We start from the raw sequence: 25,568 nt of genomic DNA, 5'->3' as shown, positions 1-25,568 counted from the left end.
TCTCGTTTTGACCAGGGCGTCGGCACGGAACGCGCCCGCATGGGTGGTGATCTGGTGGCCGCATGCGACCGCGAGGACGTAGCCGAGCTGCCATTGCTCCAACGCGGTCCGCAGGTGCGGGTTGCCCCCGTAGACCTCGTCGCCGGCCACCCAGGAAGCGGTAACTCCGGCATCCAGTGCGCGGCCGATCATGTGCGCGGCAATTTGGGGCTTCGTGGCGAAGCCCACGGTGCCAGGAATCCCGGCGGCCTGGCAGCGGGCCAGGTCCTGGGGCCAGGAGCGCGGGACATACAGTTCCCGGTCGATCGCCACGTGCCCGAGCGGGGTGGAGTAGGCGAGGTGGACGGCGACCTGGCTGTTTTCGATGCGTCCGGCGGTTCCGGTGTACTGGCGCTGGACGCCGACCGTGTACGTGCCCTTCTTCAGGTCGCCGGTCTCGTCGACGACCAGCACCGCGTCGTCGCCCCGGGGGTGCTCGATGACGAAACCGCGGACGTCGTCGCGGACGCGTCGGCGTCCCACTTGGTCCGGGACAGCAGGTGCTGCAGACCGTCCGGGGACGCGTATCCGGCGTGCTCGGCAAGCGTCCAGCAGTACTTGCGCGGAAGGTCCGACATCAGCCAGCCCGAGAACGAACTGCCGCGCCGGCGCCGCGATTCCAGCCGGGCAAAGCGGCCCGCGATGCGGCCCATCAGGGCCTCGAACATGTCCTGCCAGCGGGCAGGACCTATGCTGCGACCTGCGGCTATCGCCTGATCTTCTGTCTTCACACACCGATGAACACGGTGGCCGTACGCGTTCCCGGACCGGCCTCGACCAGCAAGATCACGATCTATCACGATCTACAGCTGGAGTACTAGGACCCGGCCGGGAGAGGTCACCGGGCTGGCCAAGCGGCACCGGCGAGGGGACGTCCACCCCGACGGATGCCCTTCTCGCGGCGAATACGGGCACGCTTGCGGCGCTGGGCCGCCAGCGCAGTTGGATCTTTCTTGTGAATTCGTCGGGTTCCCCTGTTGGCATGCCGGTGCCGGGTTGAGGGTTCTGGTCCTCTCGGAGACGTCGCGGTCCGTCGACCTGCGAACCGCGAGGTCGACGGACACGCCGGATGGCCAGGAGAACGTTCACCGTGGTCGACATCGTCGAGATCTACGTGCACTGGTACGCGGGCCTCTCGAAGAGCCAGGTGTCCGCCTCGCTGGGGGTGGACCGCATGGCTACAAAGGTCTGAACGGGAGTTGTTTCGCGATGTGTTGGGGAATCAGCGGTCGGTCTTCGCCATGATCAATCGCGATGAGTCTTGATGTCACTCGCCGTCGCCACGCGCTGCCGCTGGTAGTGGCGAGCTGCTCGGGCGCGGTTTCCGCATGACGGCTTGCACCATTCCTGCCGCCCATGGTTCTTGACGAAGTAGCGCACGCAGCGGGGTGCGGTGCAGGCGCGCAACTGCTCGCGCTGCGGGCCGCTCAGGAAGTCGATGGCGGCGCGCGCCAGGGCCGCCACGAGGCGTACCTTCGGTTCCTTCTCCGTCGACAGCAGCCGGGCTACGGGGGTGCCTTCCGGTAGCCAGTCCATCTGTGGGACGACGGGTTCACGGGCGGCAACCGTGTTGAGGTGGCCCAATGCCTGATCGGCAGGCATCAGTCGTTGGGCGTCCGCCGAGCTGGGGGGAGCGGGGCTGACCGCCCGGGCGAACAGCGCCCGGACTGACCGCCGCAACTCTGTGATCTCCAACCTGAGGCCCTCGTCTGCCGTGAGCTCTCCGGCCGGAAGATGGCCGGCCAACAGATCGGCCTGCGCCTGGATCCACCGTGTTGTTCCGTGTGTCGTGGCGAGGTCGTCAGTGACGCCGCCGTCACCGTCGTGGCGGATCGTGCTCACCAGCTCCAGTGCCAGCCAGCGCTCCATAGTGCCTCCTTCCCTTGCCCTGCCTGACCACTTGATCACATTCCCGTGCACACCCTAAAGTTCCTAACGGTAAAATATGAACTTCCGTTAGGTGTCGAGGGGGGGTGACACGCCCCGCCTCGCGGTGAACCGGCGGCCAGAGCGGCCGCCGTGGGAGGGGACAGACAATGACGGTGCTGCTTGCCCAGATCAGCGACCTGCACCTGGACGGCAGTGAGAGGGCCACCGCGCGCGCGAGCCGCGTCATGGACTACCTGCGGGCCCTGCCTCACCCGGTCGATGCGGTCCTGGTCACCGGAGACATCGCCGATCACGGCGAGGAAGCCGAATACGAGGAAGCGGCACGCATCCTGACGGCCCCTTTCCCGGTACTCACCTGCCCCGGGAACCACGATGCGCGTCCGGCCTACCGCAAGGCTCTACTCGGCGAGACACCCGATCACAGGCCCGTCAACCGGATCCACCACATCGCAGGGACCGCCATCCTGATGTGCGACTCCACCATCCCCGGCCGTGACGAGGGACGCCTCGACGCACAGACGCTGGACTGGATCGACACCCAACTCACCGCATTGCCGCAGGACACTCCGGCAGTGATCGCCTTCCATCAGCCACCGGTCGAGGTCCACCACCCACTGCCCGACTCCTGCATGCTGGAACAGCCCGCACAACTGGCCGCGCTGCTGGACGCGCACCCGCAGGTGGTCGCCGTCCTCACCGGCCACGCCCATACCGCGGCCGTCTCGACCTTTGCCGCCCGCCCGCTGATCGTCGGGCCGGCCGTCACCTGGACCCTGCGCATGCCCTGGGAAGGCAACCGCCCTGCAGACCGCGACCAGCCGCCCGGTCTCGCCTTCCACATCCTGGGCGACGACCGGCGCCTGACCACCCACTACCGCGTTGTGCTCTGATCCCACCTGCTCGACCCGGAGGAAACGTGGTCCACCTCTACGCCGTTCTCGGGTTCCTGGCGGCACTCCTGCCCCTCGTCGCCGCCCCCGGAGCCAGCCTGACCCTTCTGATGCGGCATGTCAGCGACAAGGGCCGCCGCCAGGCTCTGCCTGTCGTCCTCGGTACGGTCACCGGCCTGTACATCCACGCTACCCTCGCCATGGTCGGCCTGTCCGCCCTGGTCATGCGCTCCAGCCAGGCCTTCACAGCCGTCAAGGCCATCGGTGCCGCCTACCTCATCGGCCTGGGGCTGTGGACATGGCGTTCCGCAGTGGGGAAGGCGCGCACTCCCGGACCTCGGCGTCTCCCAGTGCAGTCGGACTCCGTCTATACCCAAGCCCTGCTCGGCAACGTCCTCAACCCGAAGGCGGCGTCCATCTACCTGACCCTGGCACCCCAGTTCATCGAAGACGACCGCTCCTTCGACAGCCAGATCCTCACCCTGGCCAGCGCCCACGCGCTGTTGACGGCACTCTGGCTCCTTGCCTGGACCGTCCTCATCCGGCGTGCCTCACATACCTTGCAAAAACCCCGTTTCAAACGCACGACCGCCAAGATCACAGCAGTGGTGTTTCTCGCCCTCGGGATCCGAACCGCCGCAACGTAGACAGCAGCCACTTCCCGGATGTCTGCAACAACCGTCTTTCGCAGGGCACTCGATCGCACCGGGCTCTCGCCCCGCCTGCCGCTGGGCCCCTGACCGGGACCAACCAGCACCACCCGAAGCTGGCCCGACAGGAAGCGTGCAGAAGCGCTCAGCCAGCCGCGCCGTGTTCGGCCTGGGCTTGGGAGTGGGCGAGGCGGTAGGAGTCGGTGCCGGTCTGGATGATGGCGCCGTTGAAGGTGAGCCGGTCGACGATGGCCGCGCAGAGCCGGGGGCGGTGAAGGTTTTGGTCCACCCGGAGAACGACTCGTTTGACGCGATAGCCACGCTGTTCTTCTCCTCGCGCTCGGTCAGCACCTGGAACAGCAGCTCGGCTCCCCGGCGGTCCAGTTCCATGGAGCCGAGCTCATCGATGCATTAGAGATCGACGCGTCCGTACCGGGGGCGATGGTCATGGTGAGCTGTTTGTCGTCGGCGGCCTCGACCAGTTCGTTGACGAGCTTGGTGGCCAGCACGTAGCGGACCCTGAAGCCCTTCATCGCGGCCTCGGTGCCGAACATGGCCTCCGGGCCGACCCCAGCCTTGCGGCGGATCTCCTTGCGGCGGTTTTGCACATACAGACGGACCATGGAACAGGAGATGTCGCGGGCCTCATGGCCCTCGACCAGCCGGTCAAAGATCCGCTGAGCGGTGTGCCGCTGCTTGGGCGGCGCATCCAGATCCGCCCGCAGTATCCCGTCGATCAACGGCTTGTACGGATCGAGCCGCGACTCCTTGCGCCGAGGAGACTTCCGTGGCTCCGGCCACTGTCCATCCAGGGCCCGCCGCACCGTCCGCCACGTCACGTTGTGCACCCGCTGCAACGACCGCAGCGACATCCCCAGCAGGTGGTCCTTGCGGATCGCCGCGTACAGCTCGACCTTCGACTGCGAGTTACCCATGAGGCCCCCAGCCCCTAAGCACACCTCACAGTCCCACCACAAACCCCCGGCTGACGTCAAAAAGACCCGACATCGCAAACTCGGTCAGAACTCGACCCCCACACTCATCGCGAAACGACTCCCCAACTCGGCTCTGGCACAGATCTTGGGGACCGGTTGCGGAGGGTGATCCCGGACCTTCTCACAGGCGAGGCGGTCAGGTGGTTTGGAGTCGGAAGTGCAGCAGGCCGGTGGCATCAGCAGAGGCTGGCTTGCCGTCCGAATCCGTGACCGCGGTCACGGCCAGGCCAGCGGTCGTGGCCAGCTTCTCGAACTGGTCCCCTGTGTACCAATGCATGATCCACGGGCGCTCTTCGATGGTGCTGTCTGAGCCGTGGTGCCGTTCGTAGCGGAGAAGCGTCGTCTGTGTCCTGGCTGTCTCGTCGCGTTGCTCGGCGACAATGGACACCCGAAGCTCGGCGCCGTCGGGTGCGGCGGCCGTGCGCACCCGGCCGATCTGTTCGGCGGGGGTCGGTGCGGGGGTGAACAGGGGGACCAGGGCGGTGCCGCCCTCAGCCAGGTGAGCGTGGATGTTGCGCAGGGCGGCGAGCGCTGTGTCATCGTCGGGGAGCAAGGTGAAGGTCGGCCCGGCGAGGAAGATCGCCCGGTAGCGCCGGGGCAGGTGTAAAGCCTCCATGCGCTGGTGGAACACGGTGGCACGGATGTCTTGTTCGTCTGCCCTTCGCCGGAGCCGCTCCAGCATGTCGGCGGAGGAGTCGACGCCGTCGACGTCCAGGCCGCGTCGGCGCAGCTCGAGCAGGGGCTCACCATCTCCGCACCCCAACTCCAGTGCTGGCATGCCTGCTTGCTGAATGAAGGCTGCGTAGGGCTCGGGGTCCTGGGAGAAGGACTTCAGAGGTCCGTAGAGCTCCGCGACGATGCCGGTGTAGAAGTCAGCTGGGTCCACGCGCGTCACCCTACGCAGCCTCTCCCATGCCTTCACCCGAATATCGAGGGGCGGGTCACTGCAGCAGAATCATCTTGCGGAGCAGTGCGAATTCCGCTCGCCCGTAGAGCTGCCTTTTGGCCTTTTTGATGCGGTTCACGGCTCCTTCGGTGCCGCCCGAGTTCCAGTGCAGGGTGAGTCCGGCTGTCACGGCGTCGAGATCCCGGAGCAGGTGGAGTGCGAATCCGGTGAGGCCAGGCAACTGACTGCCGTCAACGGCGTCGATCCAGGCAGGGAGCGTGGGACCGAGGCGGTGGGCCATCATCTCGCCGAAGTCGCGGACATGTCCTGCGGCGGCGTCCAGCTCGGGGCATCGGGCCAGAACACCCTTGAGTGCGGCGAGGTCTTCCTCGCTCAGGGCGGTGGGGTGTCGGGTGAGCCAGCCGGTTACCTGCCGCACCGTCGGCGGCGGGGGCGGCGCCTGTGGCGGGGCGGCGCGCAGGCTGGCGATATGGGCCCGGACCATCTGGTAGGTGACGGGGGCGTTCTCAGCGAGCAGTTCGCGGTGCAGACGGGTGACGCTCGTGCATCCTTCGGTGAACCGTCGTTCCAGGTAGGGCTTATACGGATCCAGTCTGCTGGACCTGGGCCGGTTCTCGCGGAGGGTGTCCTGCCAGTGGGCTGCGCGCGCGTAGCGCAGCACGGTGTTAAGTCCCCAGCCCAGATGGCGGGCGATCGCCCGGCGCGAGTGTCCCTGCGCGAGCAACTCGTGAACCATGGCGTGTGCGGCCCTCTTTCGCTCAGCGCGTCGGCCGGCGGGGGCAGGGACGGGGAGCCCGGAGCCGTCCGGCGGCGTGTCGGCGCTCGTCGGCGTGGGCGGTGCCGCGGATCGTAAGCACTCTCGGTGGGCGGCGACGCAGGTCTCCACGGCCCGGCCGATCCCCTGCCACAGGTGGAACCGGTCGGCGACCTGCAGAGCACCAGGGGCACCGAGCCTCGCACCCTCGGCGTAGGCGCCCGCCCGAGCCCGGCAGATGATTTCCACGCCGGGGTGGGTCGTCAGCCACGCGGTCAGCGGTCCAGATTCCCGTGTCGGGAGCACATCGACGACGCGATGGGTTTCTCCGCAGGTCAAGACAGTGGAATAGGTCTGTCCCCGGCGGATCGCGAAGTCGTCCACGCCCAGTACGCGCGGTGTGCTGAACAGCGGGTCCGGCAGTGACATGACCCTGCGCAACAAGGTCATCCGCCCCGCGTGTAAGCCCAGTTGGCCGGCCAGCCGGGCGCCGGCTCGTCCGGCGAGCGCGAGCCCGACACGCTCCAGGGCGTGGTTCAGCCGCGTAGTGAAACGCGCGTACGGGATGGCCAGTTGGGCAAAGGGCTCGGCGAACGTACGACGCGCGCAGTCGTCCTGGCCGCAGATGAACCGCCGGACCTTCAGCCGGATCAAAACGCTCTGACCACCGAGCGGAAGATCCTTCACCCGACGCTGGTAGGAGTCGTGCACCCGACCCGAGAAGCGTCCGCAGTCCGGGCACGCAGCCCCGGCCGCCCGCCCTCTCGCCACCACGTCGACCGTGCCGAAGGCAGCGGTTACCGTCTCGACGTCCACCTCGTCGATCCCAGCGAACACCAGCGAGTCCCAGAAGGATGTGTCGGCCTGCATAGCCAGTACCGTCACCGGCCACAGCCGACCACGAGACAGATGCCCGCACACCTGACGGAGCGTCAATCCCGTCGGTCGGACGGCGGGGCGTACGCGGTCTCAGACGGACTCGGGCCTTCACAACCGAACACCATTGTGACCCTCCGTGACCGGTCCCCAAGATCTGTGCCAGAGCCCCCAACTCACGTTCATAGCCAACCGCAAGACGGTCAGGAAGTACCTGGCGCCGGCGGAGGCGGCCGGGACCAGTCCGGGCGGGCCGCTCATGAGCGAGACGGACTGGGCCAAGCTGCTCAAGAGCTGGTCCCCCCGGAGCTGGCCAGCTGGCAGCTGAACCAGCTCCGGTGGGCAGAGATCGAACCGCGGAGACCGGGACGCGACGTACCGCGACTGCGGCAAGTCCCTGCTGGAGACCACGACGGTCCCCACGATCCACCAACGTCGTCAGGGCGAGGGCAAGTTGAGGTGCTCTTGTCGAGGTTCCGCCGCTGGGTCCACGAGAACCTGCCCGACGAGGCGGCCCGCTCGAAGGTCACGGTGCTGCAGGATGATGGCGAGCCGGGCTCGGAAGCCCAGATCGACTTTGACTTTCTGGGCACCAGCAACCGGGCACCCAGCGACGGGTATGCTCTTTCCCACCCCGGTCGTCGCCGAATCGCTGCTGGACCGGCTGATCAACGCCAGCCGCCACGCCATCATGAACGGCCCCAGCTACCGCCCTGACAAGCACCCGAAGAACCCCAGCGACAGGAACTGTCCGCGGATCAACTACCCGTGCCGCCAGACCCGCAGTGGACCGACCGCCTCGAAGCCATGGCGGATAGCGGCATCCAGGTCCGCGCCGTGCTCATAGCCCACTACGGGCAGGGTCGGGAACAGCCGGTGCACTGCGTCCAACACCACCGGCCAGGCCCGGTCAGCGCCGCCCTCCAGCGCGAAGACGTTGGAGATTCCGACCACATGGTCATTGCGGCTCGCCACCGCCCCGGCGGTCACCAGGCCGTCAGCGGAGTGCCCGACGAGCACGGACGTGGCCGGGTCATCAAGCAATTCGGGCCGGAAGAGGCCCGCGTTGCCGGCCCCGTCATCCCAGGCAAGGGCCCAGGCCCGCAACATGTCCCGGTCTCTGACCACGTCCCAGGCGAGGTCCGGTGAGGTGGTCGGCGCGCTCGCCGGACGGTGGATCCACTGTGCGTCGAACAGCACCTTGAAGCCAGCGGCAGCCAGGTCGAGGTCGGCGAAACTGTCCTTCACACAGGCGCCGGCAGCGGCGGTATCGATCCGGTCCACCAGCGCGGCCGCATCGGCCCCCGGCACCAGCGTCACCGCGTCGGGGTAGTACAGCGGCGGCCGGGCCGAGACGGCCCACGCCTGCACTCCGAACTCGCCCGTCAAGCCGTGCGATCGGCTCATCGCCGCGCACCACTCGGCGTTGTTGCGGGCAGCGGCCGGGATCACGAACTGCTTCATCGCCGTCACGAGTGCGCATCATGTCCTGTTCCGGCCCGGCCCGTCGAACAGTTTCCTTCAGCCACAGGACAAACACCTACGCACCCCGCCCGGCACCTGGGGAATTACGTGACCGCAGCCCTAAGAGTTGTCCAGTAAGCGATCTTCGGGTCGGCTTGGACACAGTCGCGCACTGCGTGGTTTCCTCGCTCATCCCCCACCAGGACGACGAGCCGGGTAGCGGCGTCGACCAGGGTGCCGTCCACGATGAGCACGGCGCCGTGGCGGAACCGCTGGCAGGGCCGAAGCGCGAGTGACGGCCCCAGATGATCGATGATGCGGTTGGCCGCAGACTTCGAGACGCCGAACAGCGGAGCCAGCTGGCGAAGCGTCAGGTTTGTGCGCCAATAAGTGGAGTGGTCACCAACAGCACGCGGTCCTCCAGCGGCAGGCTCCAGGGCAGACCTTGGCGCACGGGATCCACGCCGTCTCGTCGCAGCGCGGTGATCAGTTTGCGGAAGCTACGCGGTCTCAGTCCGCTGAACAGGGCTGTCCAAGACGGCTCCGACGCCGTGATCACACCAGCCACGACGAGATCGTTCACCCGCCGCACCAACTCACTGAGGCGTTACGGAATCACCGGCCGCCCGCCGATGGCCAGGCCACATGTCGTCATACGCCGCGTCGAAGAACCGCGCCTGCGGCCCGCGCAGCGCGGACCCGTCGGATATCCCGTCCTTGGCTGCCTCCGCGAGGCGGGCTGCATAACGATAGGCAGCGCCTCGCAGAGGCTCGCTTCTGGCTGCCAGATCAATCTCCGCATGCGCCAGCCACAGATCGTCAACGAGCTGATCGAGCCCGGCATCGGCCGTGGCGCCACCGGCGCCCGAGGGAGCGAGCGCTGCCTTCTCCACCTGCGACGCAAGGCCCAGGAACTTCAGGACCGCGTTCTTGAGCTCCGCCCGGTGCGTGGCTGACTCCTGCACTTCGAGCTGCCGAGTGCTTGCTCGTGACACGAGGTACTGGCCAAACAGCGATCCACCCGCGCCGAGCACAACACCTGCCAGCGACAACAGCGCCGGCCCCAAGGTTCCCCAAGATCCCATGACTGCAGTCTCTCAACATCAGGTTCGTGGCTGTGCGAGGAGCTCGGCCACCGACGGACCACTCCTGCCGCAGCAGTGAATACGGGACAACTCTTAGCTGGGAAATTGTGGTGAAGAAGGCCGCAGTTCCATCGCGAGTCTCGCCGGGGGCCGCGGTCCTCCGCATGGAAAGCCGCCGACCGGCAGGAGTCTGGGGGCTGCTCGCCCGCCCTGAGGCGTCGGTTCGCGACGTTGGCCGCGCCACGGCCCCACCCCCCTGTCGCCAGCGCTTTGTTCGAATCGGCGAAGAACGAAACGTACGCAAGTAGGCCGGATCGTTGCCCCAGTTCCCTTGTTCCGAAGCGGCCCGCTGCGGCACCGTAATCGATCGATGAGGCGCAGGCGCCTGGAGGTCGCACAGCGGCCCCCGTCGGCGACGGTACGGTCTGTGCAGTCGGACGGCACCCGCCCGGGCGCTCCCCACGGCGCACCGTGCAGTCCAACTCCTCGCGGGCGCGGCGCCCGTCGACTCCGGTCATGTGCCGCTTTCCCGGCGACTGAGTCCTTGCGCCAACCGTGCCCTTCTCCGCCGAGGACTTCCATGTACCCGTACGAGCCGCCCGACCGAGACGACAGCAGTGCTGCGAACGAGAGCACTGACGCGCACGAAAGTGTCCCGCCCCGCATCCACCCGTACGAGCCCCCCGGGGGATATCGCCGCGCCGTCGGTCAGCTGCCGTCGGCCTCGCTCCGGACGGAGTCCGCCCTCAGTGCGCTTCGGGCCGCGCGCAGGCCGCCGGTGAAGGTCGCCGCCGCGGTGGTCGGCGGGCAGTTGGGCGCCGTTGTGCTGGCCGCCGAGGTACCCGCCGTCATGGGGTTCCGGCTCGCCGGGCCGGTCAACTTCGGCCTCGTGTTCATGCTCGTGCAACTCGGACTCGCCGCCTGGGCAATGGTCTGGTACGAATTCTACGCGCGTAGCAAATTCGATCCGCCAGCAGCTCGGCACAGACCCGCTCTGCCGCACTGGCGGGAGGACCACCGGTGAACGCCTTCGTCGCCGTGGCCGGGTCCCACGAGGCCCGCCCCGTCCTCACCATCTTCGCGGTCTTCGTCGTCCTCACCCTGCTGCTTTCCCTCCTCGGCACCACCTCGGACGGCACCGACCTCAGCGACTTCTACGTCGGGCGGCGTCGGCTGTCGTCGGCGGTCAACGGGATCGCGCTCTTCGGCGGTTACATGTCCGCGGCCTCGATGCTCGGCAACCCCGGGCAGGTCTCCCTCAGCGGGTACGACGGCATCGCCTACGTGCTGGCGCCGGCGATCACCTGGGTGGTGGTGCTGATGCTGGTGGCCGAGCCCTACCACAGCACCTCGCGGTTCACCGTCGGTGACACACTCGCCCACCGTCTGCGCGCGCGTCCGGTGCACCTGGCGGCGGGTATCACCACCCTGTTCATCTCCCTGCCGTACCTGATCGCCCAGCTCATCGGAGCGGGGGCGCTCGCCGCGCCCGTCCTCGGCTACCACACGCCTACCGCCCAACGGGGCATCGTGGCCTGCCTGGGCCTGGCGATGATCCTCTTCGTCGTCCTCGGCGGGATGCGGGCCACCACCGTGCTGCAGGTCGTCAAGGCCGTGCTGATGCTGGGTGTGTGTCTCACCCTCGCCCTCGTGGTGCTGTGGCGGCTCGGCTGGAGCCCGGGGAACCTGCTGTCGCTGGCGGCCCGGCGCAGCGGCTTCGGGGAGCAGTTCCTGCGCCCCGGCATCCGCTACGACGACGGCCTCGGCACGCTGGATCTGGTGAGCCTCCAACTGGCGTTCCTGCTCGGAGCGGCGGGGCTGCCGCACGTCCTGGCACGCATCACGACCGTCTCCACCAGACCCGATGCGCGCCGCTCGGTGCAGTGGATGGGCCTGCTGAACCTCGGCTTCGTCGTGCTGGTCGTAGTGAACGGGCTGGGCGCCACCGCCCTGCTCGGCCGGGCCGCCGTCGTCTCCGACGCCTCCTCCGGCAACACGGCCATCCTGCTGGTCGCCGAGCAGGTGGGCGGTCCCGTCCTGCTGACCGTGATCTCCTGCGTGGTGTTCGTGACGATCCTGGCGGTCGTCGCCGGCATCACGCTCACCGTGGCCTGTGCGCTCGCCCACGACATCTACGGAGCGGTGATCATGCGGGGCAGGGCGTCGCAGCAGAGCGAACTGCTGGTCGCACGGCTGGCGGTGGTGTGCGTCGGGCTGGTGGTCATCGTGCTGTCGATGTACGCCCAGCACGTGCCCATCTCGTTCCTCGTCAGCCTGTCCTTCGCGGTCGCGGCGTCCGCGGTGCTGCCGGCCATCCTCTTCACCCTGTGGTGGAAACGATTCACCACCCGGGGGGCGCTCTGGAGCATGTACGGGGGACTGGCCACGGCGATGCTGCTGGCGGTGCTGTCCCCGGCCGTGTCCGGCGAGCCCCACGCGCTTCTGCCCGACGCCGACTTCGCGGTGTTCCCGCTGCACAACCCGGGCCTGGTGTCCGTACCCGTCGGCTTCTTCCTCGGGTGGCTCGGCTCGGTGCTCGACCGGCGGGAGCCGGGCGGCGCGGACTGCACGCAGACGGAGATCCGCGCGCTCACCGGAGCGGCCGCCGGCACCGAGACCGGGTCGGGCGCCGGGCAGCCCGCCTGAGGCGGCGGACGCCGCCGCGGTCGGACCGCACGAGGTCCGGTTCGTTCATCCGGAATTTCGGCACGAGGCTCAGAGCCTCGTCACGGTCGAGCCGCCGCGCACGACCCCAACAGAAAGGCTTCCCTTGAGCAGGCAGCACCAGCATGACGTCCCCGCCCGGACCTCGATGCCGTCGCTCCTCCCACCCACCACAGTGGGCCGGCCAGGCGGTGTTCCGTGCGGGGGGAGTGCCGCGGTGACCCGGGCGCGCGAGGTGTCGGCTCCGCGTGCGGCCGAGGTGCCGTTCGTGAGCAGGGCGGCCGAACTGGGCTTTCTCGAGGAGACACTGGAGCATCTCGGCAAGGGTGGTCCGGCCGTCGTCGACATCACGGGCGACGCCGGTATCGGCAAGAGCCGGCTGCTCACGGAGTTCAGCGTGCGTGCTCGCCGGCGCGGTCCGATCGTGCTGCGCGGCCGGGCCACCGAGTACGAGCAGCGGGGCCCGTTCCGGCCCTTCGCGGACGCCTTCGCCGACATCGACCGGCAGGCGGTGCAGACCCACCCGTCGCTGAATGACCTCCCTGCGGCACTGCGGGGCGGCACAGCGGCGGCGGGCGGCCCGAGGGCCCGTGACCGGTTCGCCCTCTACCAGGAGACGGCGGAGGTACTGGGCCGAGTACGCGAGACCGGGCTGGTGATCCTGCTCGACGATCTCCACTGGGCGGACGTCGCCTCTCAGGAACTGCTCGACCACCTCGTCCGGCACCCGGTGCGCTCCCCGGTGCTGCTCGTCGTCGCACGGCGCGACCGCCAGGCCCCTGCCGCACTCACCACTCTGCTGGACCGCGGCATGGACACCGGCGTGGTGCGGCGGCTCCCCCTGGGACCGCTCGGCGAGCTCGACTGCGTCGAACAGCTGGCCAAAGACCTGCCGCGGCATCAGGCCGCCGAAATCTACGCGGCGAGCGAGGGCAACCCGCTGTACTTTCTGACCCTGCTCCAGGCCCGTCGCGCGGAACGTCAGGCTCCGGTGACCGGCGGCTCCTGGCCGTCGAGACCCTCCGGATACGCCGGCCCGCAACACCGGCCCACTCCTCTGGAGGCGCTGCTGCTGGAGGAACTCGCCCCGCTGACGCCTCTGGAGCGGACCACCGTAGAGGCGGTGGCGGTCCTCGGCGACCACGCGACGGCCGAGCTGGTCGGCGTCATCATCGACTCGCCCGTCGCCGAGGTCGTCGACGCCCTGCGCCGGCTGATGCGACGCGACCTCGTACGGCCGGACCAGGACAGACGCCGTCTCGTCCTACGGCATCCGCTGGTGCGCGCACTGGCCCACGAGAAGACCGACCCGTGGCGGCGCGAGGCCCTCCACCGCGGTGCGGCCGCCGAACTCGCCGCAGCCGGTGCCTCCCTCGTCGACCAGGCACACCACCTGGAGCACTCCCTGACCGCATGGGACCCCCAAGGAGCCGCCGTTCTCGTCGAGGCGGCCGCACAGATCGCCCAGACCGCTCCCGCCACCTCGGCCCACTGGCTCGGGATCGTTCTGCGAGTCCTGCCACAGACCCCGGAGCACCTGGACACGCGCCGGCGTCTGACGGTGCTCCGCGCCCGGGCGCTCGGCCTGACGGGCAGCCTCGAGGAGAGTCGGGACCTGCTCCACCAAGTGATCGACATGCCCGGCCCGGACGGCGATCCCGTGCTGCGTACCTCGGCCCTCGCGCTGTACGCCCTGACGGAACGCGGCCTCGGCAACTACGCCCGGGCCGACGCGCTGCTGCGCCGGGAACTGGACCGCTGCCCCCGGCCCTCACCGCCCCAACGCATCGACTACGCCCTGGAACTGGGCGCCTGCGCCCTCCTCGCGGCCCGCTACCCCGAGGCGCGCCCGGAGATCTCCCGCACGCTGGTGGCCACGCGTGCTCTCGGAGACGGCGTCCGCGAGGTGCGCACGCTGGCCCTGGCCGCCGTGGGCGAGACGTACGAGGGCGAAGTGGCCGCGGCCCGGACGCTCGCCCGGTCCGCCGCCGTGCTCGCGGACGCGCTGACGGACAGCGACCTCGCGGGCCTGTGCGAGTCGCTGGCCAGACTGGCCTGGAGCGAGGCGATGCTCGACGACCTGCCCGAAGCCGAACGGCACGCCGGTCGGGGAATCGCCATCGCCCGGCGGACCGGCCGCATCTCCTTGCTGTCCCAACTCCTGGTGTGCAAGGCGTACATCCACATCCTGACCTGCCGGCTGCCCACAGCCCTGGAGCTCACTGACGAGGCCGAGACCGTGGCGAGGGCCCTCGGCAGCGGCGAACTGCTGGGCCTCGTCCTGGGCTTCAGGTCTCTGGCGCTGCTCCTGGCCAACCCGCCGGGCGACCGGAGCGCACTGGCCACCGCTGATGAGGCGGTGGCCGCCGTGGGCACGAGCGACAGCTGGTGGGCGACGCTGGCCCGGGGCGCGCTCGCGGGCGCCACGCTGGCCGTGGGAGACCCGCACCGGGCGCGTGACGTTCTTCTGGATGCCGGGGGAGGGGCTGACCTGTCGCGGCTTCAACCCTCCGTACGTCCGATCCACCTGGAGGTGCTCGTCGCCGCCGAGCTGACCGCCGGCGATCCGGCACAGGCCGAGCGGTGGGCCGGGCGCGCGGCCGAGGAAGCGGAACGGCTGGGCCTGCCGAACCAACGTGGTGCGGCGCTGCGCGCCGCGGCCCGGATCGATGAGCACCGGGGCGACCTGGCTCAGGCCGCGCGGAAGTACGCCGAGGCCGCGGAGGAGCACGCGCGGTGCCGGGCGACGCTGCTTCAGGCTCAGTCGCTGCTGCTCGGTGCCCCGCTGATGACCGCCGCCGGGCAGAGCGACCGTGGCGCCGCCATGTGGCGGCGCGGCCGGCGGCTGGCCGCTGACGGCGGCGCGGGACTGCTCGTCGGGCTGGCCGGGCAATCGCGCACTGCCGTGTTCGAGGGCACGGCCCGGCCGGTGAGACGGGTGGTCCAGGACACACGAGGTCCGGCGCCGCAGGGCCCGCTCCGGGGGGACGACATGCTGAACGCGCTGACCGCACGCGAACGCGAGATCGCCGAGCTGGTCGCCACCGGGCTGCCGAGCCGGGCCATCGCCGCCGAGCTTCACCTCAGCCCGCGCACGGTCGAGAGCCATCTCTCCCGGATCTACCGCAAGACGGGCGTGTCATCCCGCACGGCGCTCGCCGCGCTGACGGTCCGGGGTGCTGCGCGGGTCGACGACGGGGTGTCCGGCACGCCCGGTTGAGCCACTCCCGGCCCCTTCCGCCTGAGCGTGGATGTCGCGCGGATTGCGTAATTCCACGGATGGAATGAAGCGGCGGTTACGGCATGGTTGCTGTTGCGCGATGTGGCGCCGCCGTCTCGGCACAACTGACAGACAAGAAACGGGAACATGAGAGAACCTTGCCGTCGGCTGATGTCCGGCCTGCTCCTCGCTCCACTCCTTACCGGGTGTTTCTCCTCCTACGATGCCCCCGCTTCGGACTCGGCCGGCTCCGGGAAGAGCGGCCGGATACGGGTGGCGCTGGCCTTCACGCCGAAGCAGAACTTCTCCCCGTACGGCGAGGACGCCCTCCACCTGTCCAAGCTAGGTGTCTCCGAGGGACTCACCAAGCTGGACGCCAACGGCACCGCGGTCCCCGCGCTCGCCGAGTCGTGGACCAGCGAGAAGGGCGGGCGGAGCTGGTTGTTCACGCTGCGGGACGCCAGGTTCCAGGACGGCAGTGAGGTCACCGCCCAGGCCGTCGCCTCCTCCCTCACGCACGCCGCCGAGGCCGAGCCGGCCCCCGCCGCCCTCTCCGGAGTGAAGCTGACCGCCGAGGCGGTGGGAGAGGACCGGGTGCGGATCGCCACCGGTGCCGCCGACCCGGTACTGCCGCAGCGCATGTCCAGCCCGAGCCTGGCGGTGTTCTCCCCCAAGGCGTACGACAAACAGGGCGGTGTGGACCCGGCCGGCACCGCGACGGGGCCCTTCGAACTCACCAGGATCATCGGCACCACGGCCGCCGCTCTGGACCGCTTCGACGGCTACTGGGGAGGGCGCGCCCAAGCCCCTGGCATCGACGCCAGGTTCATCGCCGACGGCACCGCCCGCGCCAACGCCCTGCGCTCCGGCCAGGTGGACATCGCCGAGGCCCTCCCCGTCGCCCAGCTCTCCTCGCTGGACAAGGACACCGTCCACGAGACGAATACCGCCCGCGCCACCGTTCTGTACCTCAACACCAAGTCCGGTGCCTTCGCCGACGCGGGACTGCGGGCCGCGGCACGCGAGGCGATCGACACGTCCGTCATCGCCGAGGACGTCTACGAGGGGCAGGCCGAACCCGCCCAGGGCCTGTACGGTCCCGCCTTGAACCCGGCGTCCGGCAAGCGGATCGAGCCCACCGGACGGGCCGAGGCCACCGCCCCCGCCGGCCGGAGCATCACCATCGCCACCTTCACCAGCCGGCCCGAACTGCCCGAGGTCGCCCAGGTGCTGCAACAGCAGCTGCAGCGGGCCGGGTTCAAGGTGAAGCTGGAGGTGCGTGACTACGCGCGGCTCGAAAGCGACCTGCTGGCCGGGAGGTTCGACGCCGCGGTCAGCTCGCGCAACATGATGCTCGACACCGGTGACCCCGTGTCCGTCCTCTCCAGCGACTTCACCTGCGACGGTACGTACAACGTTTCGCTGCTGTGCGACAGGACGGTCGACCGCGCCGTCGCGGACGCCCGGACCGTCACCGACGCCGCCGAGCGGCAGGCGGCCGTCCGCAAGGCCGAAGCCGCGATTCTCGGCACCGACGCGGTGGTTCCCCTCGCGCACCTGAAGGTCGTCACCGGTATCGGCACGTCCGTGCGGGGCGCGCTGCTCGATCCCTATGAGCGGCAGTTGGTCGGGACCGGGACCCGACGCTGAACCGAGTGTCCTGCCGCGCCGCTGCCCTGCCCGCGACCCCGCACGCGCGGGGCGCCGGCCCGGGCCGCTGTGGCCAACCATCGCAAGTCCCGAACTCGGCTTGTACGACGGGCCGTTGTCGCATCAAAGCAGCACGACCTGATTCCTGGGTTCTCCCTCCCTATCCTTTCTCGGCGCTGAAGGAGTTCTTTATGCGCTTGCGTACGTCGATCACTGCTGCCCTGGTCATGGGAATGGCCGGGTGCCTCGTGCTCAGTGGCGGAGACGCCCAGGCGTCGCCGTCCACGTCGGCGAACGACTGCTCCGGCCTGGTCCGTATCCGGGCCTTCTCCGACGACCTGGACAAGCGGACGCTCGACGGCGTCTTCGTGGGCAGCATCTCCGCTTTGGCAGTGGACCGGGGCGGCCGTATCGCCGCCGTGTCCGACGAATCGTTCCTCTACTCGCTCAAGGTGCGTGAGCGGGCCCGTTCGTTGAGCGCCGAGGCGGTGTCCGTCACCCCGCTGACCGATCTCAACGACAGGGCGCCGGACTCCGAGGGGCTGGCCGTCGACCGGGACGGCACCCGGCTGATCGGCTCCGAGACCGAACCCTCCGTCACCCGCTACGACCGCGACGGCACGGCACTGGAGGCGCTGCCCGTGCCGGCCGAACTGGCCGTCGCCCCGTCGGGGCGGGCGGTGCGCAACCAGACCTTCGAAGGGCTGACGCTCCAGCCCGGCGGACACACTCTGATCGCTTCCATGGAAGGCGCGCTCTCCGGTGACGAGCCCGGCGTGGTCCGGTTCCAGACCTGGCACCGCGAGCTTCCCGGCGCGCCGTTCAGGACGGGTGCCCAGTACGGCTACCGGACGGACGAGGGCCTCGGTGCCGTGGAGCTCGCCGGCCTCGGCGACGGCCGGCTGCTCGTCCTCGAACGAGGCTTCACCGCGGGAGTCGGCAACACCGTCCGACTCTTCCTGGCCGATTCGCGCCGCGCTCAGGACGTGAGCGAGACCGAGACCCTCACGTCGGACGGCACGGTCCGCCTCGTTCGCAAGACCCTGCTGGCCGACCTCGCCGACTGTCCGTCACTCGGGGCCACGTCCGAGCAGCCCCAGCGCAACCCTCTGCTGGACAACATCGAGGCGCTCACCGTGACGGGCGGCACGGCCAACGGGCGCCTTCGGGTCCTGCTGGCCAGCGACGACAACGAGCGCGACACCCAGATCACCCGCCTGTACTCCCTCGATGTCCGGCTGCCGCACTGAGGGTTGAGGGGGAGCACCTCGACCGGCCTTCTTCGCAAGGGAATCGGCAGCACAGAGCGCGTCGATGTGCTGCTCCGCTGACAACGGAAACAGGAGTCGAACGTATGTTCAAGTTCGGGTCGGGGGGCTGCGCTGTACGGCGCCCGCTCACTGGTGAGGAGCCCCTGGACGACATCGGCGACCGGGTGCCCGACTCCGTCTCCCGGATGGTCGCCGCACGGCCGGGCGAGAGCCACGTCCGGCCCGGCGCCGAGCCCACGGTCGTGGACGAGCAGGCCGAGCCGGCCACTCCCGTCCGGCCCGTACGCCGCCGCCTGCTGCTGGCCGGCGGTGCGCTGCTGATCGCCGGGGGCGGGACCGGAGCGACGGTGGCGGCATGGGGGAACGACCACGAGAAGCCGCCTGGCAGCACAACGCGCCCCATGTACCTCCTCGGTGTGCACGCCAGCACCGGAACCGCGGACGCCGCCGTCAGCTGGGCCTGCGAACGCGCCGCCCGCCTCGCGGTCGCCCAGCACAACGCGGCGAAGGGGCGCGCCTACGACCTCGAGGTGAAGGTCCTCGCCGACCGGGGCGACGCGAGTACGGCGCGCGAGGTGGCCCGGAGGTTCACGGCCGACCGGAACGTCGTCGCCGTACTGGGGCCGGTGGCCGAGATACCGATGCGGACGGCCGCGGCCGTTTACGGCGGAGCCGGGCTCACCCATATGTCCAGCACCACGGGCCGACAGGACTACTTTCTGTCGTCGCCGAACTCCTCCTTCCAGAGCGGTGCCGCGGACTCCGCTCTCGGCGGCTGTATCGCGCTCCACGCCCTGGTGACCGGTCAGGTGGTGCGGGTCGGCGTCGTGATCGACCGCTCCGGAGGCACGGGCATCCAGGACCAGGGCGCCCTGCTGGTCCAGCAGTGGCGGGACAACCTCGGCGGCGAGGTCGTCGCCCGGACCGTGGACGAGGACGCGGACGGCGGTCCGAAGGCGGTCCGCGAACTGCTCGACGAAAGGGTCCAGGCTGTGGCCTATCTGGGCTCCCTGGACGCCACCGTCCGCGCGGCACGGCAACTGGCGGCGGCCGACTTCACCGGGCCGCGCTGGATGCAGCACCAGCTGTACGGATCCGACTTCCCGAGCCGGGCGGGCGACGCCGGCGAGGGCTGGTACGTGGTGACGTCGGAAGTGGACCCCGCCGCGCTGACGACGCGGAGGGCCAAGGACTTCATCGCGGCGTGGCGAGGGCGCTACGGCGGTGCCCCGGAGCCGTACGCGACCGAGGCGTACGACAGCGTGCGGCTGCTGCTCGCCGAGTTCGCGCGGACGGTCCCGGCCGGGGGGCGTCGGCGCCCGGCGCGGGCCGACCTGGCCGAGCGGCTGGCGAAGGCGAAGTACGAGGGCATCGCCAGGACGTACACCTTCGGCCGATACCACCAGTACAACAACAGCGAGCGGGGCTGGGTGGACGACACCTTCGTCCACCAGGTCCACGACGGACGTTTCCGGCAGCTGGGGTCCCTCAGTGATCTGGAGTGCGCGACGACGGCCCCGCGCCGGCCGAGGCGGCGGGCGGAGGCGGCTGACATGGAACGGCCCGCGTCCTTGGCCCGGACCGTGATCGACGGAAGAGACTCGCCGGGCGGCTCCGCGCCGGCGGGATCGGCGCAGTCCACCTGGCGTGCTCGCCGCACTTCGCCCGGTGCGCGGGAGGGTGATCCGCGCGTTGTACGCCGGTGACCCAGCTTTCCGGGCCCGCTTCCGCCAGGATGCGGAGCTCGCCTCATGCCTCACCGGCCGGTGGATCGTCCCGGTCGTCGCGGTTGACGCCGAGGCACGCGAGCCGTGGCCGGCCACCGCCTGCCTGCCGGAGCCGGCGCGCCGAACGGACCCTGGTTCGAGGCGCGGCCCGGCCGCCCCGGTGCCGCGTCGGGCCGGAGCGCTGGACGGGGTGCACACGGCCAGGCACGGCCAAGCTGGTCCATCAGGACGTCCGGCCCGCGAACGTGCCGTCGGCCGACCTGGCGGACCGTGCTCTTCGCGGATGGCACCGTCGTCGGCGGAACGGTGCTTCCCAGGGGGTGACACCGTCGTCCGCTCGCCCGGCCACCTCTCACCCGAGGGCCCGCGGGCAGGCCACCAGGCCCCTCGGCGACCTCTTTACGTTCGGCTGCGTCCTCGCCCACCAGGCGACAGGCCGGTCGGTGTCCGGCACCGGGGCCGCTACGGGCGTGCTGTACCGGACCGCGCACGGGAAGCCGGACCGGCCGGGAGCGTCGGAGGGGCCGCCGACGACCAGGACTGCACCGGTACGACGTCGCATCGCCGACCGGCGGCACGACGCGTCCTCTTCGCCTTCGCTGGGTGAGCTCCGACCGGGCGGCCGTCTTGGCCGAGGCGCTGCGTGACGCGGGCCGCCGAAGGTGCCCGGGGCGCGGGCGGGCATGTCCCCGCCGTTGCCCTTCTCACCGCCGGCGAGGACGTGTCAGATCGGCCCGAAAGCCACGGAGGCAGGCGCCGGCCCCGCCCCGGCGTTCGCCGCCGTGCTCCGTGCCCGCTCCCCAGGCATCCGCTGGCCGTATGGGCGGCCGAGAACGACGCTGTCCACTTCGCCGCCCACGCCCTGGCCTCCGTCGGTGACGACGACCGCACCACTTTGCGCTCCGAACTCCCGCGCGGCCTCTAACCGGGCAGCACGCGCCGGATGAGCTTCGACGCCGCCTCACAAGTCCTCCCGTGCCGACGAGGACGGCGGCACGCCCGTGGTCCACGTGACAGGAGATGTCGCCCCTGCGTGGCCCGCTTCGACGACATCGGCGACAACACGACATGAAGGGTCTCAGCCATGACTGAAGGACTCGGGGACGCTCGCGTCGAACTGCGTTCCCTGCTCTCCGATCCCACCGTGCTGGTCACGGCGGAACCGGCACGCGTTCTCGACCTGCTGAAGCATGCCGATGACACGTGGAGTCGCGCCATAGCGGCGGTGTACCGGTCCGTGGTGGACCTGCACCGGGAGATGCCACCGGATCGGCGGCGGCTGGTGCTGACGCTGAGCGCCGCATGGTCAGGCCATCTGGACGTCGTCGCGTGGCTGGACGGGGGTGACACTACGCGGCCGCCGGGCACTGACTGAGGTGTGCGGTGGGCGAGCGGCGCACGCGGCCGGTCCTGGGTTCCTGCACGCTTGCCGTCCAGAGGCGGGGGAGAGCATCTGCCGGACATCACCGCACTTCGCTGCGGCCACCTGCGTGGTGTCTGGCACGGAGACCGTACGGTCGTCGGGTGACAACCGGCCGCTGTGACGCCGCGACCGCTGAGGGGGGCCCAGGGCTTGGACCAGTGGAACATCGACTCGTCGTGTGCCCGACTTCGGCCGGCTTCCGAGCTGCCCCGCCTGACGGTCGGAAGCGTGGCCGTCAGGCTGTGACTGGCGTAGGCGATCAGATCGGGTTGCGCGCCGCGCTCAGCCAGCCACCGTCGATCACCATGGCGCTGCCGTGGATGAAGTCGGCGTCGTCGCCTGCGAGGTAAACAGCCAGCCGGGCGATCTCCCGCGGTTGGCCCCAGCGACGGGCGGGTGTACGGGCGATCTCGGTCTCGCTGTCGGGAAGCGTGTCCGAGCCGCCGTCCGGAGCAGCGAGATTCGTGTATGTGGCCCCCGGGCAGATGGCGTTGACGCGAATGCCGTGCTGCCCGTAGTCGAAGGTGAGTTGACGGGTCAGGCCGAGGACACCGTGCTTCGAAGCCGTGTAGGCGGTGCCGCCACCCGCGGCGCTGAACGACGATATTGACGCGGTGTTGACGATGGCGCCCTTGGACCGGGGCAGCATGCTGTTGCGGATGACGGAGCGGGCCATCAGAAAGGGGCCCGTCAGGTTGACCGCGAGGGTGCGGTTCCACTCGTGGAGGGAGATCTCGTGGGCCGGTCGGAAGCTGTCGATGATCCCCGCGTTGTTGCAGAGTACGTCGATCTGACCGGACCACGCGAGGATGGCCGCGGTACAGGCCTCGACGGATGCCTCGTCTGCCACATCGGTGGTCACGGCGATCGCCCGGTCACCGGCGTCGGCTTCTTCGACGACCTCGCGGACGTTGTCCGCGTTGATGTCGACGGCTGCGACGCGCGCGCCTTCGAGGAGGAACTCGTTCACCATGGCACGGCCCATTCCTGAGCCTGCCCCGGTTATCAAAACGACCTTGTCTTTGAGGGACATTTCGATTCGCACCTCCCGCAGGGCGTCATCTTGTCGCCGGAGCGCGGCGGCATCCTCGAGGACGTCATCGCTGAGGTACTCGCCAGCGGCGAACCCGTCTTCGATCTGCTCTTCGGCAGCCCTTCACCGGCCGACCCGGACCATCATCGTGTCTGGTCCTGTTCGTACTTCCGGCTCTCCGACCAGGACGGACGTCCCCTCGGAGTGTGCGAGTCCGCCTATGAGATCACGCGCCGCTACGAAGCGGGACTGCGCGTAGCGTTGCTGGGCCGGGTCAGCGAGATCGGCACCAGCCTTGCCGCCGTACGCACGGCGCAGGACTTGGCGTCGGTGGCCGTTCCGGACTTCGCCGACCGCATCGAGGTCGACCTCGCAGAAAACGTCGTGGCCGACGGCCGGCCTTCACCCGCTCATGTCAGGAGCGGTACGTCCATGCGGCGGGTCATCGACCGCAGCGCAGAGGCTCCGCCCGGTTCCGCGCCGAGACTCGGGTTGCTCGTCTCGGCCGAGAACGACGGCCCTCGTCGCCTGGCCCTGCCGCTCGTAGCCCGCGACGCCCTCCTGGGCTCAGTGACCTTCACCCGCACGGTGCCCCGGTATCCATTCAGCGCTCAAGACCAGGGGTTGGCAGAGGAGTTGGTCTCTCGCGCGGCTGTCTGCATCGACAACGCCCGCCGCTACGCGCGCGAACACGAGGCGGCTCTGACCCTGCAACGCAGCCTCCTTCCCCAGGTCGTGCCGCAGCCGGCGGCCGTTGAGGTCGCACACAGGTATGTGCCCACGGCCGGTCCGCTCGGTGTCGGAGGCGACTGGTATGACGTCATCCCCCTCTCCGGTGCGCGAGTGGGTCTGGTCGTGGGGGACGTGGTGGGCCATGGCCTCAACGCCGCAGCCACCATGGGGCGACTGCGTACCACGGTCCGTGCCCTTGCCGCGCTGGACCTGGCCCCTGACGAACTCCTTGCCCGGTTGGACGACTTGGTCGGTCAGGCTCGCATAGGGATCCATCGGGCCGGCAGCGACGCCTTGGAGGACCAGGCGCTCGGCGCAACCTGTCTCTACGCCGTCTACGACCCAGTCACCGGGACATGCGTCCTTGCGAGCGCCGGTCACCTCGCGCCGGTCGTCTCAGTGCCCGGTCGCCCGCCGGAACCGCTTGAGTTGTCGGTGGGGCCGCCGCTCGGCATCGGTGGTCTGCCCTTCGAGTGCGCCGAAGTCCGGGTGCCCGAGGGGAGCGTGCTGGCTCTCTACACCGATGGACTGATCGAGTCCCGGCGGGACGGAGTGGACAGCGGCATCGCGAGTCTCTGCCGTGCCCTGGTCGATCCGGCACAGGATCTCAACACTCTGTGCGACGTGATCACCGGGTCGTCCTCCGCCGGTTCGGCCGAGGACGACGTGACCCTGCTGCTGGTCCGTGTTCAGTCGCTTCCCTCCGAGAACTCGGCCGACAGTGCGATGCGCGATCGACCGGAGCGGTCCGCCGCGGCACGCGCGCCCTGCTCGGCGCGGCCTTGGGCCCGGACACCAGCGGCGAACTCGGTTGTGCGCGCCACGTGCTGTCCCACCTCGGCGTCTCCATGGGTACGCAGCCGAAGTTGGGGTATGTACATTTGTCCGAACCGGGTGGTCGGTGATGCCGTCGCCCGGCCGACAGCTGCCCCGAACCACGGAGAAGCATGCACATGGACCAGGCTGTGCGTCGGCGCCGTCACGCGCTGTTCCTGCTCTTCCTGCTCGCCGGAATCGCGATGTCGTCGTGGGTGACGCGAACGCCCGCGATCCGGGACCGGCTGGACGTGTCCACCGCGCAGATGGGGCTGGTGCTGTTCGGGCTGTCACTCGGCTCCATGGTGGGGATCGCCTTGTCAGGGCGGCTGGTGTCCGGATTCGGGACACGCCGCGTGATCGCCTGGGGGACATGGCTGCTCATTGTCGGCATGGCCGTGATCAGTGTGGGCAGTCTCGTCACGTCGGCAGCGGTGGTGGCCGCGGGGCTGTGTGCTTTCGGCGCAGGTCTGGGCGTCGGCGATGTCGCCGTGAACATCGACGGCACGGACGTCGAACGGATCAGCGGCAGGACCACCCTGCCCGCCCTGCACGGCTTCTTCAGCCTGGGCACGGTCGGCGGAGCCGGCGCGGGCATGGCGGCGACGGCGGCCGGGGTGCCGGTCCAGTGGCACCTCGCGGCTGTCGTTCCACTGGCCGCCGGCCTCTACCTCTGTTCGGTGCGCTTCATCCCGGCGGGCACCGGCCGTGCCCTACCCGAGAAGCCGCACGGAACCGATGGTGGAGGGCGGCACCGCCCAGCGGTGTGGAAGGACGGGAAGCTCCTCCTCATCGGTGCGATCGTGATGGCCATGGCGTTGGCCGAGGGCTCGGCCAACGACTGGCTGCCGCTTCTCATGGTCGACGGGCATGGCATGGACGCCGCATCGGGTTCTCTCGTCTACGCCGGATTCGCCGCCGCGATGACACTGGGCCGGTTCTCCGGCACGTTCTTCCTGAACCGCTTCGGCAGTACCGCCGTCGTAAGGGCCAGTGCCATATCCGGGGCACTCGGCCTGCTCCTCGTGATCGTGTCCGACAATGCTGTCCTCGCCGGAGCCAGCGTGCTGTTGTGGGGGCTGGGTGCCTCGCTGGGCTTCCCCCTCGCGCTCTCGGCCGCCGGAGAGTCCGGCCCCGACCCGACGGCCCGGGTCAGTCTGGTGGCCATCATCGGCTACGTCGCCTTCCTCGTCGGGCCGCCCGGTCTCGGCTTCCTCGGCGACCACGTCGGCCTGCGCCCCGCCATGCTCGCCGTCCTCGCATGTGTCGGCTGCGCGGCCTTGCTCGCCCCCGCGGTGGAGACCCGGCCCCGCGTGGCCGCCGTGGTCTCCCCCCACGACACCGACGCACCCGCCACCACCCCTGAGGGGGCCTGATCTGGGCAGGCCGGCGCACCACATGCGGTCGGGCTCCAGTTCAGGGTCGGCGCCCATGACGGCCAGTTCGTGCGGCTCGGCCCGCAAGTTTGGTGCGGCGCATCGC

19 protein-coding genes and 3 pseudogenes are annotated in these 25,568 nt (G+C 69.8%); 13 read left to right on the top strand and 9 right to left on the bottom strand.

Annotated elements, in window-relative coordinates; all coding sequences use genetic code 11:
• Positions 1-6: 6 nt before the first annotated feature.
• A pseudogene (locus AQJ67_RS44750) lies at positions 7-692 on the bottom strand (IS701 family transposase); the annotation flags it as partial.
• A gap of 416 nt (positions 693-1,108) precedes the next feature.
• Between AQJ67_RS44750 and AQJ67_RS50145 the strand changes: the two are divergent.
• The gene (locus tag AQJ67_RS50145; protein WP_279616879.1) at positions 1,109-1,231 is read left to right on the top strand and encodes a hypothetical protein; all 123 of its coding nucleotides are present in this window, start codon (positions 1,109-1,111) and stop codon (positions 1,229-1,231) included.
• A 53-nt stretch (positions 1,232-1,284) separates the two neighbouring features.
• Here the strand turns inward: AQJ67_RS50145 and AQJ67_RS05435 are convergent, their stop codons facing one another.
• Entirely contained in the window at positions 1,285-1,908 is a 624-nt protein-coding gene (locus tag AQJ67_RS05435; RefSeq protein WP_062716878.1) for a CGNR zinc finger domain-containing protein, read from the bottom strand.
• A gap of 167 nt (positions 1,909-2,075) precedes the next feature.
• On the opposite strand from AQJ67_RS05435, the gene AQJ67_RS05430 reads away from it, so the two are divergent.
• A complete protein-coding gene (locus AQJ67_RS05430) occupies positions 2,076-2,819 on the top strand; it encodes a metallophosphoesterase (protein ID WP_062716876.1) in 744 nt (247 codons plus the stop codon).
• Positions 2,820-2,845: 26 nt separating this feature from the next.
• Positions 2,846-3,466 carry a LysE family translocator gene (locus AQJ67_RS05425; RefSeq protein WP_062716875.1) on the top strand — a complete coding sequence of 207 codons (621 nt, stop codon included), beginning with the start codon at positions 2,846-2,848 and terminating at the stop codon, positions 3,464-3,466.
• 148 nt (positions 3,467-3,614) lie between these two features.
• Here the strand turns inward: AQJ67_RS05425 and AQJ67_RS44425 are convergent.
• The 3 genes and pseudogenes from AQJ67_RS44425 to AQJ67_RS05405 all read right to left on the bottom strand — a co-directional run.
• Positions 3,615-4,017: pseudogene (locus AQJ67_RS44425) on the bottom strand (ATP-binding protein); the annotation flags it as partial.
• Positions 4,018-4,600: 583 nt separating this feature from the next.
• The gene (locus AQJ67_RS05410; protein ID WP_062717475.1) at positions 4,601-5,350 is read right to left on the bottom strand and encodes a class I SAM-dependent methyltransferase; all 750 of its coding nucleotides are present in this window, start codon (positions 5,348-5,350) and stop codon (positions 4,601-4,603) included.
• Positions 5,351-5,405: 55 nt separating this feature from the next.
• The gene (locus tag AQJ67_RS05405; protein WP_244190371.1) at positions 5,406-6,995 is read right to left on the bottom strand and encodes an ISL3 family transposase; all 1,590 of its coding nucleotides are present in this window, start codon (positions 6,993-6,995) and stop codon (positions 5,406-5,408) included.
• Between the two features lie 145 nt (positions 6,996-7,140).
• Between AQJ67_RS05405 and AQJ67_RS47485 the strand changes: the two genes are divergently transcribed.
• Complete coding sequence (locus tag AQJ67_RS47485; protein ID WP_159058722.1) at positions 7,141-7,329, top strand: hypothetical protein; 189 nt, start codon at positions 7,141-7,143, stop codon at positions 7,327-7,329.
• Positions 7,330-7,763: 434 nt separating this feature from the next.
• Here the strand turns inward: AQJ67_RS47485 and AQJ67_RS05395 are convergent, their stop codons facing one another.
• From AQJ67_RS05395 to AQJ67_RS05390, 3 genes and pseudogenes are all read right to left on the bottom strand, one after another.
• On the bottom strand, positions 7,764-8,474 hold the full coding sequence (locus AQJ67_RS05395; RefSeq protein ID WP_062716871.1) for a hypothetical protein: 711 nt from the start codon (positions 8,472-8,474) through the stop codon (positions 7,764-7,766).
• 185 nt (positions 8,475-8,659) lie between these two features.
• Positions 8,660-9,033, bottom strand: a pseudogene (locus AQJ67_RS44735) (transposase family protein); the annotation flags it as partial.
• A 28-nt stretch (positions 9,034-9,061) separates the two neighbouring features.
• On the bottom strand, positions 9,062-9,550 hold the full coding sequence (locus AQJ67_RS05390) for a hypothetical protein (RefSeq protein WP_244190370.1): 489 nt from the start codon (positions 9,548-9,550) through the stop codon (positions 9,062-9,064).
• A gap of 580 nt (positions 9,551-10,130) precedes the next feature.
• Between AQJ67_RS05390 and AQJ67_RS05385 the strand changes: the two genes are divergently transcribed.
• The 7 genes from AQJ67_RS05385 (at position 10,131) to AQJ67_RS05355 (ending at position 21,457) form a co-directional block, all read left to right on the top strand.
• Positions 10,131-10,574: a DUF485 domain-containing protein gene (locus AQJ67_RS05385; RefSeq protein ID WP_062716870.1), complete on the top strand. Its 444-nt coding sequence runs from the start codon at positions 10,131-10,133 to the stop codon at positions 10,572-10,574.
• Positions 10,571-12,196 (top strand): solute symporter family protein, encoded by a 1,626-nt coding sequence (locus AQJ67_RS05380; protein WP_062716869.1) that lies wholly within the window; start codon positions 10,571-10,573, stop codon positions 12,194-12,196. The genes AQJ67_RS05385 and AQJ67_RS05380 overlap by 4 nt, the downstream gene beginning before the upstream one ends.
• 235 nt (positions 12,197-12,431) lie before the next feature.
• Positions 12,432-15,434 carry a helix-turn-helix transcriptional regulator gene (locus AQJ67_RS05375; protein WP_062716868.1) on the top strand — a complete coding sequence of 1,001 codons (3,003 nt, stop codon included), beginning with the start codon at positions 12,432-12,434 and terminating at the stop codon, positions 15,432-15,434.
• Between the two features lie 147 nt (positions 15,435-15,581).
• Positions 15,582-17,084, top strand: coding sequence for an ABC transporter substrate-binding protein (locus AQJ67_RS05370; RefSeq protein ID WP_062716867.1), 1,503 nt, complete (start codon positions 15,582-15,584; stop codon positions 17,082-17,084).
• A gap of 191 nt (positions 17,085-17,275) precedes the next feature.
• Positions 17,276-18,334 (top strand): esterase-like activity of phytase family protein, encoded by a 1,059-nt coding sequence (locus tag AQJ67_RS05365; RefSeq protein WP_062716866.1) that lies wholly within the window; start codon positions 17,276-17,278, stop codon positions 18,332-18,334.
• Positions 18,335-18,438: 104 nt separating this feature from the next.
• Complete coding sequence (locus tag AQJ67_RS05360) at positions 18,439-20,061, top strand: ABC transporter substrate-binding protein (protein WP_079055790.1); 1,623 nt, start codon at positions 18,439-18,441, stop codon at positions 20,059-20,061.
• A gap of 1,105 nt (positions 20,062-21,166) precedes the next feature.
• Complete coding sequence (locus AQJ67_RS05355) at positions 21,167-21,457, top strand: hypothetical protein (protein WP_062716865.1); 291 nt, start codon at positions 21,167-21,169, stop codon at positions 21,455-21,457.
• A 307-nt stretch (positions 21,458-21,764) separates the two neighbouring features.
• Here the strand turns inward: AQJ67_RS05355 and AQJ67_RS05350 are convergent, their stop codons facing one another.
• Positions 21,765-22,538, bottom strand: coding sequence for an SDR family NAD(P)-dependent oxidoreductase (locus AQJ67_RS05350; RefSeq protein ID WP_062716864.1), 774 nt, complete (start codon positions 22,536-22,538; stop codon positions 21,765-21,767).
• 30 nt (positions 22,539-22,568) lie between these two features.
• Between AQJ67_RS05350 and AQJ67_RS05345 the strand changes: the two genes are divergently transcribed.
• Positions 22,569-24,305, top strand: coding sequence for a SpoIIE family protein phosphatase (locus tag AQJ67_RS05345; protein WP_062716863.1), 1,737 nt, complete (start codon positions 22,569-22,571; stop codon positions 24,303-24,305).
• Positions 24,224-25,462, top strand: a complete 1,239-nt coding sequence (locus AQJ67_RS05340) for an MFS transporter (protein ID WP_062716862.1) — start codon at positions 24,224-24,226, stop codon at positions 25,460-25,462. Before AQJ67_RS05345 ends, AQJ67_RS05340 begins: the two co-directional genes overlap by 82 nt.
• Positions 25,463-25,568 lie beyond the last annotated feature (106 nt).

This window comes from Streptomyces caeruleatus (assembly GCF_001514235.1).
Classification (GTDB): domain Bacteria; phylum Actinomycetota; class Actinomycetes; order Streptomycetales; family Streptomycetaceae; genus Streptomyces; species Streptomyces caeruleatus.
Note: the sequence above shows the minus strand (reverse complement) of the source record. Positions and strands in the feature narration are given on the sequence as shown.